The 14,662-nt window shown below is 41.7% G+C and carries 10 protein-coding genes; 8 read left to right on the top strand and 2 right to left on the bottom strand.

Going from position 1 to position 14,662, the window contains the following annotated elements; genetic code table 11:
* The 5 genes from L1272_RS21455 to L1272_RS21435 all read left to right on the top strand — a co-directional run.
* Positions 1–1,144 (top strand): translocation/assembly module TamB domain-containing protein (locus L1272_RS21455; protein WP_235374244.1); only part of this gene is annotated, 1,144 nt, incomplete at its 5' end.
* Positions 1,145–1,235: 91 nt separating this feature from the next.
* Positions 1,236–2,114, top strand: a complete 879-nt coding sequence (locus tag L1272_RS21450; protein ID WP_138602109.1) for a peptidylprolyl isomerase — start codon at positions 1,236–1,238, stop codon at positions 2,112–2,114.
* A 69-nt stretch (positions 2,115–2,183) separates the two neighbouring features.
* Entirely contained in the window at positions 2,184–6,074 is a 3,891-nt protein-coding gene (hrpA, locus tag L1272_RS21445) for an ATP-dependent RNA helicase HrpA (protein WP_235374243.1), read from the top strand.
* A 78-nt stretch (positions 6,075–6,152) separates the two neighbouring features.
* Positions 6,153–6,560 (top strand): response regulator, encoded by a 408-nt coding sequence (locus L1272_RS21440; RefSeq protein WP_268795048.1) that lies wholly within the window; start codon positions 6,153–6,155, stop codon positions 6,558–6,560.
* A gap of 8 nt (positions 6,561–6,568) precedes the next feature.
* Positions 6,569–6,865: a PilZ domain-containing protein gene (locus tag L1272_RS21435; protein WP_054553663.1), complete on the top strand. Its 297-nt coding sequence runs from the start codon at positions 6,569–6,571 to the stop codon at positions 6,863–6,865.
* Here L1272_RS21435 and L1272_RS21430 read toward each other — a convergent pair.
* Positions 6,862–8,052 carry a class I SAM-dependent methyltransferase gene (locus L1272_RS21430; protein WP_235374242.1) on the bottom strand — a complete coding sequence of 397 codons (1,191 nt, stop codon included), beginning with the start codon at positions 8,050–8,052 and terminating at the stop codon, positions 6,862–6,864. The two genes, L1272_RS21435 and L1272_RS21430, sit on opposite strands and share 4 nt — an antisense overlap.
* 135 nt (positions 8,053–8,187) lie before the next feature.
* On the opposite strand from L1272_RS21430, the gene L1272_RS21425 reads away from it, so the two are divergent.
* The 3 genes from L1272_RS21425 (at position 8,188) to L1272_RS21415 (ending at position 11,526) form a co-directional block, all read left to right on the top strand.
* The gene (locus L1272_RS21425; RefSeq protein ID WP_054553661.1) at positions 8,188–8,835 is read left to right on the top strand and encodes an HD domain-containing protein; all 648 of its coding nucleotides are present in this window, start codon (positions 8,188–8,190) and stop codon (positions 8,833–8,835) included.
* Position 8,836: 1 nt separating this feature from the next.
* Positions 8,837–9,229 (top strand): VOC family protein, encoded by a 393-nt coding sequence (locus L1272_RS21420; RefSeq protein ID WP_054553660.1) that lies wholly within the window; start codon positions 8,837–8,839, stop codon positions 9,227–9,229.
* 302 nt (positions 9,230–9,531) lie between these two features.
* Positions 9,532–11,526, top strand: a complete 1,995-nt coding sequence (locus tag L1272_RS21415) for a DUF3472 domain-containing protein (protein WP_235374241.1) — start codon at positions 9,532–9,534, stop codon at positions 11,524–11,526.
* A gap of 49 nt (positions 11,527–11,575) precedes the next feature.
* Here L1272_RS21415 and L1272_RS21410 read toward each other — a convergent pair whose 3' ends face one another.
* Positions 11,576–14,575 (bottom strand): glycoside hydrolase family 2 TIM barrel-domain containing protein, encoded by a 3,000-nt coding sequence (locus tag L1272_RS21410; protein WP_235374240.1) that lies wholly within the window; start codon positions 14,573–14,575, stop codon positions 11,576–11,578.
* Between the last annotated feature and the right edge of the window lie 87 nt (positions 14,576–14,662).

Genomic DNA, 14,662 nt, shown 5'->3' with positions numbered 1-14,662 from the left:
ACTCAATGGTGACTTTGATGTCGAAAAAATCAATCTTGAAGGGGCAACCTTGCCTGTATCGCTGCAAAACTCTTATGTGAACATTGCATTTAATAATCAAAGTGCAACGCTCAAGGGGGAGCTCAAAGATGCTGAAGGAGGCGCGCTCGATTTGTCAGGTGGGATTGATTGGCAGCAAGAACTACCAGACGTTGATGTGAAGTTAAATGGTAAAGAGTTTTTTGTTCGTGCTCAGCAAGATGTTACCTTTAAAGTGTCTCCAGATTTAACTATGTCGTTGAAAGATAATGCGTTTAATCTTGATGGCCAAGTCGTCGTGCCATGGGGGCGTATCGCCATTGAAGAGCTGCCGGAAGGTGCTGTGCAAGTCAGCGATGATGAAGTCATTGTTGATATTGAGCAGCAACAGTCAGAAAAAGTCCCTTTTGATTATGCTATTAACTTAAAGGTGTTGGTTGAAAATGATGTGCGCGTTGACTCGTTTGGCTTACAGTCGAAAGTTGAAGGCGACATCAACATCAGCATGGACCAAGTTACACCGATGATAGCAACGGGTGAATTGAACCTTGTTCAAGGCACCTACCGCGCATTTGGCCAAGATTTGATAATCCGAACTGGACAAGTTGGTTTTAGCGGCTCAATTGAGAAGCCTTACCTAAATATTAAGGCAATTCGTAACCCTGATAACACCTCGAATGGTGTGATTGCAGGTATTACCTTAACAGGTAATGTTGAACAACCTTCGTTAAAAGTATTCTCAGAGCCTGCGATGGATCAAGCACAAGCATTGGCTTATTTATTAAATGGGCAACCTCTTGATGAAGGAGATAGCTCGACCGATGCGATGCTCACTCAATTATTGCTTGCCCAAGGTGTTAACCGTAGTGAAGGAATGGTTTCTAAGATTGGCGAAAGCTTTGGTTTGTCAGATGTCAGTTTAAGTTCAAGTGGTAGTGGCGATGACACTAAAGTTGAAATATCTGGCTATGTTACTCCAGGTATTCAAGTTAAATACAGTGTCGGTATTTTTGATTCATTAAGTGAAGTGGCGGTTCGCTATCAACTGCTGTCGCAACTGTATATTGAGGTGACCAGTGGCTTGAATCAAAATGTTGATATTCTTTATAAGTTTGATTGGGATTAATACCTACGCTTGTGATCAAACATCGCTTTTACTTGCTTATTTAGGTTTAAGTTAATAGGCTGAATTGTCAATTACTTAAAAGATAATAACAATGAAATTAAGTCTATTAACCTTATGCCTTGGTGCCTTCTTAGCTGCACCAATTGATGTTGATGCAAAAGAAACTAGTCAAAAACGTTCTGCTGGCGAAATCATTATGACCGCAAGTAGCAGTGAGTGGCGAGAAGTCAGTGCCGAAAACGTCATTAAATTAACCTTACCTACGGGTGCGGCTTATATCGAACTAAACGATGAATTAGCGCCCATTCACGCAAATAACATGCGACAGCTTGCCAAAGAAGGGTTTTATCAAGGCCTAAGTGTGTATCGATTTGTTGAAGGGTTTGTCGCGCAGGGCGGGGATGCTAGCGAAAGTAAACCCGTTAAAAATGCCAAAAAAGGGTTACCTGCTGAGTTTTATCTACGCACAAAGACGCCTTTAGCGATTACAGAGCTTAAAGGGCCTGATGGCTATGCCACTAAAACGGGCTTTTTAAATGGCTTTGCTGTGGCACAAAACCAAAGCCAAACAGAAACATGGCAAGTACATTGCCCAGGTGTCTTTGCCATGGCCCGCGATAATGATATCAATTCGGGTGGTACCGAATTTTATGTAACCATTGGCAATAGCCAGCGCTATTTAGACCGTAATATCACCGTGTTTGGTCGTGTTTTAGAAGGCATGGAACACTTTAATTTATTGCAGCGTACAGCCACTGAAGGTCAGGCATTTAACCCCATCACCGATATGCAAGTATTAGCAGATATTAAAGACACTGATAACAGTGAATTTCGGGTGATGAAAACAGACTCAAATGCATTTAAAGCCCTTATCGAAGCACGTAAAAACCGAGTAGAAGCGTGGTTTGTTGAAAGCCCCAATTTTATCGATGTGTGTGCAATGCCAATTCCAACCGAACGGATTAAATAAAGCCATGACCACCTGATAGATTATTTGATACAATATCAGTCTATTGGTTAAGAAATATAAGGGTATCGGGTGGTTAACCTAGGTCCGCTGTTTGGCGAATTAAAAACGTGTTTACGCAAAGATCAATTCATCTTCAAAAAACGCCTTCATGGCATCAAAAAAATCAACGATGAAACTAAGCAAGCGAGCATAGCGCAAAAAATAGCTGAAGATATTAGCCGTTCGCAGCAATTGCGCGAGCAACGTTTGACTGCCTTACCTAAAGTGACCTACCCAGAGCAACTTCCTGTTAGCCAAAAGAAAGATGATATTAAACAGGCGATTGCCAATAACCAAGTGATGATCATTGCCGGTGAAACAGGTTCTGGTAAAACGACACAGATCCCAAAAATGTGTTTAGAGCTTGGCCGCGGTGTTGATGGATACATTGGCCACACGCAGCCTCGTCGACTCGCTGCTCGAAGTGTCGCGAATCGTATTGCAGAAGAAATGCAATGTGAGCTAGGTCAACAAGTGGGTTTTAAAATTCGCTTTAGTGACCAAGTCTCTGACAATAGCTACATTAAGTTGATGACAGACGGTATTCTGCTGGCTGAAATTCAACAAGACAGATACCTAAATCAGTACGATACCATCATCATCGATGAAGCCCACGAACGTAGTCTGAATATCGATTTCATCTTAGGCTATTTAAAAAATTTACTGCCAAAACGTCCTGACTTAAAAGTTATTATTACCTCAGCAACAATTGATCCTGAGCGCTTTTCTAAACATTTTGACGATGCACCCATCATTGAAGTATCAGGTCGTACTTTCCCAGTAGAGGTTCGTTACAGACCAACTACTGAAATCAATAAAGATGAGATGGAAGCGGATGGTGACCAATTACAGGGTATTTTTGATGCCGTTGATGAGCTGTGTGATGAAGGTCCCGGCGATATTCTAATTTTCATGAACGGTGAACGAGAAATTCGTGATACCGCCGATGCGTTATCAAAGCGAAACCTCAAAGGCACGGATGTTTTACCGCTTTATTCGCGTTTATCAAACGCTGAACAGAACCGAATTTTTGCGCCGCATAGCCGCCGTCATATTATTTTAGCCACCAACGTGGCTGAAACATCACTAACGGTGCCGGGTATTCGCTATGTTATCGACCCAGGTACCGCGCGTATCAGCCGTTATAGCTATCGTACCAAGGTACAACGATTACCGATTGAGCCAATTTCACAAGCTAGTGCCAATCAGCGAAAAGGCCGCTGTGGTCGTATTGAAGCGGGTATTTGTATTCGTTTATATAGCGAAGAAGACTTTTATTCGCGTCCAGAGTTTACTGATCCTGAAATTTTACGCACCAACTTAGCCTCTGTTATTTTGCAAATGCTTGGTTTAGGGCTTGGCGACATGCAACAGTTCCCGTTCGTGCAAGCGCCAGATAGCCGAAATATCAACGATGGTTTAACGCTACTTGAAGAACTCGAAGCCATTAAGCCAGCTAAACGTCATAAAAAGACTGAGCTTACTAAATCAGGCAGAAGTTTAAGCCGTTTACCGGTTGATCCACGTTTAGCGAAAATGGTGCTGACTGCCGATGGCTTAGGTGCACTGCGTGAAGTGATCATTATTGTTGCGGCATTGTCGATTCAAGATCCACGAGAGCGACCACAAGAAAAACGCGGTGCAGCGGATGAAAAGCACGGCCGTTTTGACGATCCAGATTCAGATTTTATCGCCTTTTTAAATTTATGGAATTACCTTGAAGAGCAGCAATCTGAATTGAGCAATAGCCAATTTAGAAAGTTATGCCAAAAAGACTTTTTAGCCTATATGCGGATCCGCGAATGGCAAGATATTGTTTATCAGCTATCAACGGTGTGTAATGAAATGGGCATGAAGGCCACTACCAATGTTGCTGATAGCGAACGAATCCATCAATCTTTATTAAGCGGTATGCTAAGTCATATTGGTTTTAAAGATGAAAAACAAATTTATAAAGGCGCACGCAATAGCCAGTTTCATATTTTTCCAGGCTCAGGATTATTTAAAAAGAGCCCAAAATGGATTATGTCGGCTGAGCTTGTTGAAACCAGCAAACTTTATGCGCGGATCAACGCACGCATAGACCTAAAATGGGTTGAAGGCTTTGCACAGCATTTAGTAAAGCGCAGCTACAGCGAACCGCATTGGGAGAAAAAGCCGGGTGCAGTTATCGCGTTTGAACAGCAAACCCTGTATGGCCTATTAATTGTTAATAAGCGCCGCTGTGTTTATAGCAATATTGATCCAAAAGTAAGTCGCGAGTTGTTTATTCGCTCGGCGTTGGTAGAGCAAGAGCTGGGTCAAAATGAAGGGTTTTTACACTATAACCAAGAGTTAATTGAAGATATTCAGGTTCTTGAAAATAAATCTCGCCGCCGTGATATCTTGGTTGATGAACAAACCTTATTTGAATTCTACGACAAGAAAATTCCGCAAGATGTAAATAATCGTGCTGCGTTTAATAAGTGGTGGAAGGGACAAAAACAAAAAGATAAGCGCTTTTTGCATATGTCTCGAGAAGAATTAATGCAGCATGGTGCCGATCATGTCACCGAGTTCGATTACCCAGATACATGGCAGCAAGAGAACTTGTTATTACCACTGGCTTATCATTTTGATCCAGGCCAAGCCGTTGATGGTGTTGCGGTACAAATTCCGGTAGCACTGTTAAACCAAGTGCAAGAAACTGGCTTTGATTGGCATATTCCTGCATTTAGACATGAATTAATTTGTGCGCTTATCAAGTCGCTACCAAAAACGATCCGTCGCAACTTTGTGCCTGCGCCAAACTACGCCGATGCGGTACTTGCTGCAATCGAGCCGATGCAAGGCAACTTAATTGATGCAATTAGCACGCGCTTATTACGTATGACAGGGGTGCGTGTTGAGCCAGATGCATGGGATTTATCAACCCTTGCTCCGCATTTACGCTTACAGTTTGAAGTACGCGATGAACACGATAAGTTACTCGCTCGCGGTTTAAATTTATCTAAACTAAAAGCTCAGTTACAAGGTAAGGTAACGGATACCTTATCGAAAGTAGCCGACAAGGGCATAGAGAAAGCTGATTTGACCGAGTGGAGTTTTGGTGAGTTACCAAGTTCTTACGTGAAAAAGCAAGGTCAATACGAAATCAAAGCGTTTCCAGCGCTGGTGGATAAAAAAGACTCAGCAGCGGTTGAGTTATTTGATAATGAACACAAAGCTCAGCAGGCGCACCAACAAGGTTTACGTCGCTTAGTGTTATTAAATGTGCCATCACCGATTAAGTATTTACAGCAAAATTTACCGAATAAATCTAAATTAGGTTTGTACTTTAATCCGTTTGGTAAGGTCAATGACTTAATTGATGACTGTATCGCTGCAGCCGTCGATAGCCTACTAACTAAATATGGCAACATCCGCACTGCAGATGCGTTTGAAAAAGCGAAAGAGCAAATTCGTGGTGAGCTTGGTGACACGGTGGTTGAGATTGCCACCCAAGTAGAGCAAGTGCTAAGTATTGCACATGGCTTAAATAAACGGATGAAAGGACGCGTTGATCTAACCATGATAACAGCGCACGGTGATATTAAATCACAGTTACAAAGCTTAGTGTTCAAAGGCTTTGTTAGCCAGCATGGGGCAGCAAAGATGACGGATTTAATTCGTTACTTAAAAGCCATTGAACGCCGCTTAGAAAAGCTACCTGTTGACCCTAACCGCGATAGGTTGTGTGTACTTGAGCTTGAAAAAGTAGCCGAGCAATATCAAAAACTAGCGAACAAAATCCCTAAGGGAATGCCAATTCCTGAAGAGATCAGTGCGATATTTTGGATGCAACAGGAGTTACGTGTTTCTTTATTTGCACAAACACTAGGGACACCTTATCCTGTATCTGCTAAACGTGTTTTAAACGCAATTAAAGAATCTGAGTTATAATACTAAGGAATGAGCAATGGAGGTGTCACCTCCTTGCTTGACGCTAAAACACAGATGCTAAAAGGAGGTTATGTGGGCATTGAAAAGGAAAGACCAATCTCAGTTCCTGAACGGGCGGTAAATCGACCGCGACCAACTATTTTGGTCGTCGATGATGAATATTTTAATTTTGAAATGCTCAAAGCAAGCCTTGGAAATGAGTTTTCGTTAAGTTATGCAAATTCAGGCGCATCGTGTTTAACGTCTGCCATTGCGGAGCCACCAGATGCTATACTGCTCGATGTTTGTATGCCAGGCTTAGATGGTTATGATACGTGCCGATTACTAAAAAACACCCCAGAAACAGCGCAAATTCCTGTTGTCATGGTGTCTGGTCTTGAAACCGAGCTTGAACAAAAAGCGGGGTTTGATGCCGGTTGCGACGCCTATGTAGTGAAGCCTTTTTCTGTTAAAACATTAATAGAGAAAATAAAAACACTGGTATAGGAGGCCATATGTTTCATGAGGAGAAACGCGATTTTCGCCGCATGCAAATTCATACCCCTGCAAAACTGATCCCATTAGATGCAGTTAATGGCGAAGAAATTCAGGTTACGTGTACTGACTTAAGTGCAACAGGGTTGGCAATACACCTTGATGAAGTTTTAGAAATTGGTAGTCTTTATCGGGTGCTAATTGCTTCGACTAGCACGGCGATTACTTCATTTGATGCAACAGCCCGTGTAATTCGGGCAACCAAGGAGCAAGATGGCTCCTTGAGTGCCGGGTTAGAAATTGTAAGTTTTAATTAGTAAACCTTACAGATCAGGCCTTTCAGATAAAAGCCTTCTGGGTAGCTGCCTGCAATCGGGTGGTCGGCAGCTTGGTTTAGTCGTTCCATGATCAACAAGTCTTTACCTGCATCAAGGGCTGCATCCGCAACCACTTTTTGAAATAAATTTTGTTCCATTAATCCAGAGCACGAGAATGTAAGTAAGGTTCCACCTGGTTTTAAGATTTGCATCGCAATCATATTAATATCTTTATAACCACGGCAAGCACCAGTTAATTGCGCTTTGTTGTCAGCAAATTTTGGTGGATCCATAACGATAGTATCAAATTGCACACCTTCATCACGGTATTGGCGCAACAACTTAAAAACATCTTGTTTTACGAAATCAACTTTCGATAAATCAAGGTTGTTATGTTCAACGTTACGCTTTGCTGTATCGAGCGCTGGCTGTGACACATCAACGTTAGTCACGTGCTTACAACCACCACGCAAAGCATACAGTGAGAAAGTACCTGTGTAGCTAAAGCAGTTTAACACCGTTTTGTCTTTAACAAAGCGCTCAAGGGCTGCACGGCTATCACGTTGGTCTAAGTAAAAACCTGTTTTGTGGCCTTCTAGAATGTCTACTTCGAGTTTTAAGCCATTTTCTTCAATGATGACTGGCTCAGTTGGTTCCTTGCCCCAAAGTATTCCCTTGATTGGCTCAAGGCCTTCTTTAGTGCGAACATCAACGTCTGAACGTTCATGAATATCGCAGCCTGGAAAAATAGTCATTAATGCAGCAACAATTTCACCTTTATGGCGCTCTGCACCGGCACTAAGTAGTTGGCACACCAATACATTATCAAATTTATCGATAGTGATGCCTGGCAAGTAGTCAGACTCAGCAGCGCTTAAACGAAAACCCGTTAAACCGCCTTCGCTGATCACCTGTTCACGCGCAGCATAGGCACGGCGTAAACGTTTTTCAAAAAATGCTTGGTCAATAACTTCGTTTTGATCGAAGCTCCATACGCGAGCGCGAATTTGCGATTGCGGGCTGTAAGCTGCAATGGCTAAAAACTTGCCGTCATTGTCATAGATTGTGACAGTATCACCTAGTCCTGGCTTACCTTTTACTTTTTTAATGGCTTTTGAGAACACCCATGGGTGTTTTCTTTTTAATGATTTTTCTCGTCCAGCTTGCAGGTAAATAGCAGATGACATAGGGATTCTCGCGTCAAACAAAAGGGGGCATAGTTTAATGAAGCACTGGCAAACATACAATGAATGTTTTGAACAAATCTAGCAACCACGCTAAAGTAAGCATAATTTCAATCAGTAAATGGTGATAGCCAGTATATGCAGCCAAAAATAGACTTTGCAGCGTTAGAAACTCAATGTCGAGACTTTATTTTGTCTTTACTCCATGCCGATGTCGCACACGATATTAGTCATATCGAACGAGTAGTGAGGGTTGCAAAACAATTGTGTATTGCCGAGCAGGCAGAAATGGCCGTGGTGTTACCCGCAGCTTGGTTACATGATTGTGTTGCGGTTGCAAAGAACCACCCAGATCGGGCAAAAGCATCGACCATGGCCGCAGACAAAGCGCTAAGTTTTTTAGCCTCAATTAATTATCCTGAGCAGTATTTTAGTGCTATTCATCATGCTATTGCCGCACATAGCTTTAGTGCCAATATCAAAGTACAAAGTGTCGAAGCGCAAATTGTGCAAGATGCAGACCGAATGGATGCATTAGGTGCAATCGGGGTGAGCCGCTGCATGAAAGTAGGGGGCTCAATTGGTCGCTATCTGTATCATAAAGACGATCCATTTTGTTTAAACCGCGAACCTGACGATACAAAATACACCCTCGATCACTTTTTTATTAAGCTGTTACACATTGGTGAGAGTATGAACACGCCATCAGCAAAAGATGAAGCCAAACGACGTACAGATTACATGCTCGATTTTTTAGAGCAGTTAAAAACAGAAATAGGTGAGTAACATGGCTATTCCAGCTTTGTGTGGTGTTGATCATTGCCACTTAAATGTTGATGACTTAGCGGCTGCTGTAAAATGGTATCAACAAGTACTTGGTTTTAATGTGATACCGGAACTTGCATTTTGGGATGAGGGAAAAGGCCCTTTAACCTTAGAAGATCAAGCAAAAACAATTCGTTTGGCACTGTTTGAAGCTGACGGTAGAAGCAAAGGTATTGCTTTTGGCGCAAATGCAACACAGTTTTTAGCATGGCTTGAGCATCTAGCTCAGCTTGAGATTAAAACTGTTGTTGCCGATCATGGTGTTACTTACTCAATGTACTTTAAAGATTGTGCTGGTAACAGCCATGAAATAACCTCTCATGATTATGAAGCTATAAAATCAGCTCTTACCTAAAGGTTTTAATAAATGCACTTTTCATAGTGTATTTTAACCTTCATGCCACTTCGCCTTATAAAAATCAAGCAATACATTTTTCACTATCCTTCATACGGCTTTTTTACTCATTTTTACGTTGTTATTAACTTTCAATTAGTTTCATTTTTATTCGATATTTTTCATTTTATGTTTTTTATTTGCGATTCTTTCGTTTTTGAACCTTAATTACTCGGTGGTTTATATTTTTTGGTTCTTTATTGCTACTAAAGGATAAGTCCACAGAATCTAGAAATTAAGTTTTATCACTTACAGGAGCTAGCATGAGAAAAATGACAATAAAATTGGCAGTAGTCGGTATGTTGAGTAGTTGGAGTGCCCAAGCTAATACGGTTGAAGATAGGGCCGCGTCGATTTGGTTTAACTTTAATGATGTAGGTCGCGGTAACACGATCATGCAGGATGTGTATGTGCCTAGCAATGGACTTACTAAGTACACCTACTATTCAGTGCTAAACTGGAATGCGGGCATGGAAGGTGGGGGCTATGCTGGCATACAAGATCACCCTGATGGGCGCAATTACATATTTTCCATATGGGATCCGCGCAGCTCTTCAAAGCCAATTGTAGCCCGCTATCTTGGTCATGGTACGGAATCTGAAAATTTTGGCGGTGAGGGTACAGGGCTAAAAACATGGAACTTTGATTTAGGGTGGCAAGCTAACCAATGGTATACCTTAGTGGCAAAGGCATGGCCGGTAGGTTCACATACTCATTTCGGCTATTGGGTGCATGATCAGGCTGCTGGAGAATGGTCGCACTTGGTGACCATGGATTACCCTGTAGCTGATGTACGTTTTGAAACGACAACAGGGTCATTTGTTGAAGATTGGTGGTATAGCGGCGAAAACGCGAGAACTGTGAGGCTCAAAAATGGCCATAAAAAGCTCGAAAATGGTGGCTGGATTGGCTTTGATTCTGCAAATTTTAGTGTTGTCCAACACCAACCAAAACGTAATTACGACAATAACTATGATGCAAGCGCAAATCCAAGTTATTTTACTATGACAACTGGCGGGACAACCTCACCTACGTTAAGTATTAGCAATCAAACCTGTACGGATGCATATGGTAACTTGACAGCGTTTTGCGGGAGAAATTCACTTTTTCCGTTAACAAGAAACAATGTAGCGGATACCCCCAATCAACCTAATATTGAGTTCACCATCACTGATGCCACTACGCGAAGCGTAAGTTGGCAAGTGCCGCAAACGAGCACACCTCAATTTAGCTATTCTGTGATGATAAACAACGTACTCGTTGCATCAGCAAGCCAGCCAGAAAAGCGCCAAGTAGATATTATTGCGAGTGAAAATGACAACGTTATCATTACCCTCGAAGATATTTTCGGTCGAACAGTTTCGCACTCAGCGACTGTCACGACTGATAATACGTCAGCACAACACTACCTGATCGACAGCGCCACATTGACGGTAAGTTCTAACTCGCAATCAGAGCCTTATCATGAATTGGCAAACGCATTTGATGGAGACAAAACCACGCTGTGGCATACCAGTTGGTCAACTCCACAAGTGCCTAGTTACCCTCACGATGTCATCATTGATCTTGGTAAACACTATGAGTTATCAGAGCTTCATTATACGCCACGCGCTGTGGGCGAAAATGGATCAATTGCAGACTATGAAGTGTATGTAAGTCATGATGGTGTAACCTATGATGAATTAGTTGCTGCGGGTACTTGGGATGCCAGCAAACAAGGCAAAGTGGTTGCACTTAATAATACGCAAACGCGCTTTATAAAATTGGTTGGCTTGTCAGAAGTAAACGCGAATGTATGGGCTAGTGCGGCAGAGATTGAGCTATATCACACAGGAAAACTTGATAGTTCGAGCTTTGTTGTGAGTAGCGACTCGCAGGCAGAGCTTGGCGAAGAAATTATCTACGCCTTTGATAATAATCCAGCCACCATTTGGCACACGAATTGGTCTGGCAGCACAGTGCCTGAGTACCCTCACTCGGTTGATATAGACTTAGGTAACTCGCAAAGCTTTTCAAAAATCACATATCTACCAAGAACCATTGGCGTAAACGGCACTATTGCAGACTATGAGGTGTATGTGAGTGACGATGGTATCAACTTTGGCTCACCCATCGCTGTTGGTACATGGGCTGCGAATACGCAAATCAAGCAAACACAGTTTGCACCTGTTACTGCACGGTATATTCGTTTAGTCGCACAAAGTGAAATTAATGGTCGCATTTGGGCAAGTGCAGCAGAGATTGCTGTTTATAAGTAATTGATACCATATAAGAGATAAGGGCTCAAAAGAGCCCTTATCCAACATTTTAATTTATGTTAACTCCTTGCAGAGTAAAGCTATATTCATACTCTGAGGCTGTCAGCGTGTATTCTGGCAGTGCTGTTGTATGCCAACTATTAACGCCGCCAACACCCATTTGCCCATAATCAATATTCAGTGAAACGAGTGGACGAGGCTGAAGTTCACCGGAATGTGTTTGGCTTCGTCGCATGCCGGGGTCTAGATCACTGATCCTGTAGTGTAAAGCACTCATACCAAAATGAGGTGTACCAGTAATTTTTAATCCTACACCTTGTTGATTGGTCAAGTGAAGCCAGCGTACTTGCGTTTTATAGCCACTTTCTTGCGGTCTGATGTAAGGGTGATATTGCTGTGACACTTTAGAGTGATATAAACCAACATGTGCTGCGGTATGTCGATCACGATAATTTTCCTGTGGTCCCCGGCCAAAGTAGGTAATATTGTTAAGCTCGGCAAATAATTCCAAGTTCATACCGACGCGAGGGATCATAGGCATATCTTGCATAGATGAACTGAACTTGTAATCGACCTTTACTTTGCCATCAGCTGTGATGATATAAATAATATTTAATTTTCCAGAAACATCTGGCACATCAAACTCAGTGGTAACAACAACTTGGTTTTCAGCTTCTACTAAAGTGAATTTTGTACGCTGTTGACGGTCTGAGGCGTATTTCCAAACCCTTAACTTATCTTGCCAATTTCCGCCGAAGTCATTATCAGTAGGAGCGCGCCAAAAGTTGGCTCTGGCAGGTGTTTTAATTAATTCAACCTCGTTAAAGCGATAGCCTGTTAACTCTGCTCGCGCGTGATTAAATCTTACTACAAAGTTATTACCAATAATCTCGCTATCGGTAACGGTTCGATAAACATTAAGTTTTCTTAAATCAGTTTGTTGTTCTTTCGCACGTGCTGTTTGTACTAAAAATTGCTCTTTTGCGATTTCAAAACTTTTTCCTATTAGTGGCTCATCAAGCCGCGTCACTACACTTACATTCAAAAATACTTCATCATTGATTTCTTTTGGAATTGAATAGTTAAGCGTGAAGTTAGCGGATTGCTGTGGTGGTATTTCAAGTTTATTGATTCGGCCTTCTTTAAACACCTTACCATTGCTCATCAATTGCCAATTTAAACGGTAATGGTTGAGGTTTTTGAAAAAGTTTTCATTAAATACAGTTAACTCTTTGTCATTGAAAGAAAACAAAACAGATTGATGAACTTTTTTAATTTCATATAGAGCAGGTTCCGGTGTGCGATCAGGTAAAACAATACCATTTAAAAGAAAATTACCATCTGAAGGAGTGCCTGGAACACCAAAATCCCCACCGTAAGCATAGATAGTTTTGCCTTCAGAGGTGGTGGTTTGTATACCTTGATCAACCCAGTCCCAGATAAAGCCACCTTGTAACTTGTCGTACTTACGTATTTGATGCCAAAAGTCAGCAAAGTTACCCACACTATTGCCCATAGCATGCGCATACTCACTCATGATCATACTGCGCTCAGGGTTTGACTCGGCGTATTCTTTTAGATATTGCGGAGTAGGGTATTGGGGGACATAGAGATCGGTATTCCATTCAAAAACAGCGCGTTCGTACTGGATAGGACGAGATGGGTCGCGAGATCTTACCCAGTCATAACCATGATAAAAATTGTAGCCATTACCAGCTTCATTGCCAAGCGACCAAATAATTACTGAAGGATGGTTTTTTGAACGTTCGACCATGGCCGAAATTCGTGCAAGATGGGCTTTTTTCCAGTCGGGGTTATTTCCTAATGTGTGGCCCTTTGCCAAATTATAATACATGCCATGTGATTCAATATTGGCTTCATCAACCACATAAATGCCGTATTTATCGCATAATTCGTACCAGTAAGGATCGTTAGGATAGTGAGCGAGTCTCACGGCATTAATATTGAATTGCTTGAATAGTTTTATATCCAATTCCATGCTTTCTCGGGAAACGGCATGCCCTGTAATAGGGTCATGCTCATGCCGGTTGACCCCTTTGATCAAAATAGCTTGGCCGTTAATAAGCAGTTGGCCATTTTTAATTTCTGAGGTTCTAAAGCCAATCTTTTTCTTAACGTATTGACTTAACAGCTTCTTATTATCAAAAAGTGATATGCTTAATTCGTAAAGAGTGGGCGATTCAGCAGACCAGGCTTTTATATTTTTAAATTGTTTGTTGAATTGAACTGTTTGGCTGAGCTCTTTTTTGGCTAAAGTTTGCTGGGTTTCGAAAATGATTTCATGGTTAGGATTTTTGAGCTGAATTTGCAGTGTCTGCTCTTTATTTGATGGGCTTAAATCAACAGCAAGGTTTAGATTTCCATCTTTGTAGTTATTAACTAAGCCGGCATTTACAAACACATCTTCAATATAATCTTTAGGTGTATAGTACAGGTATACATCACGCTGAATGCCGGAGATCCGCCAAAAATCTTGAGCCTCTAAATAACTACCATCGCTCCAGCGAAACACCTGAACTGCCAGTGTATTTGACCCTGACTTTACATAATCAGAAATATCAAATTCTGCAGCGGTTTTACTTCCTTGGCTATAGCCTATCTTATGTCCATTTACCCAAAGGTAGAACGCTGATTTAACGGCGCCAAAATGTAGAATTACTCGCTTATCAGTCCACAGTTCATCTAAATTAAATGTTCTACGGTAATGGCCAATTGGGTTGTCGTGTTGTTGAATAAAAGGCGGGTTTTTCGCAAAAGCGTAGGGGTGGTTAACGTATATAGCACGATCATAACCTTGCAACTCCCAATTTCCTGGCACTTTGATTGTTGACCAATCACTATCATTAAAAGTAGGGCTCTCAAAGTCTTTCAATCTTGATGCGGGGTTCTTAGATAAATGAAAACGCCAGATACCATTTAAATTCAAATAGTTTTGCGCTTGATCTGGCGCTTGTAAATTTGCAACGGTGTAGGGAAAAAAGCTTGCCCTAGCGTAATGCTGATCAGTTAAGAATATTTTTATGATCACTTGACTGATCTTTTCATAGCTTCAAAATCCGATATTAGAAATAATATCGGATTTTTTATGTCTCTAATTCAGCACTTCGATGATATG

The organism is Pseudoalteromonas sp. PAST1, from assembly GCF_021532515.1.
In the GTDB taxonomy this organism is placed as follows: Bacteria; Pseudomonadota; Gammaproteobacteria; order Enterobacterales; family Alteromonadaceae; genus Pseudoalteromonas; species Pseudoalteromonas simplex.
The sequence above is the reverse complement of the archived record's forward strand: the minus strand, read 5'-3'. Positions and strand labels throughout refer to the sequence as shown.

Excerpts from the sequence above, each read along its gene's own strand:
- L1272_RS21450 (WP_138602109.1), top strand. The coding sequence starts at position 1,236 with ATGAAATTAAGTCTATTAACCTTATGCCTTGGTGCCTTCTTAGCTGCA.
- L1272_RS21435 (WP_054553663.1), top strand. The coding sequence starts at position 6,569 with ATGTTTCATGAGGAGAAACGCGATTTTCGCCGCATGCAAATTCATACC.
- L1272_RS21430 (WP_235374242.1), bottom strand. The coding sequence starts at position 8,052 with ATGTCATCTGCTATTTACCTGCAAGCTGGACGAGAAAAATCATTAAAA.
- L1272_RS21425 (WP_054553661.1), top strand. The coding sequence starts at position 8,188 with ATGCAGCCAAAAATAGACTTTGCAGCGTTAGAAACTCAATGTCGAGAC.
- L1272_RS21420 (WP_054553660.1), top strand. The coding sequence starts at position 8,837 with ATGGCTATTCCAGCTTTGTGTGGTGTTGATCATTGCCACTTAAATGTT.
- L1272_RS21415 (WP_235374241.1), top strand. The coding sequence starts at position 9,532 with ATGAGAAAAATGACAATAAAATTGGCAGTAGTCGGTATGTTGAGTAGT.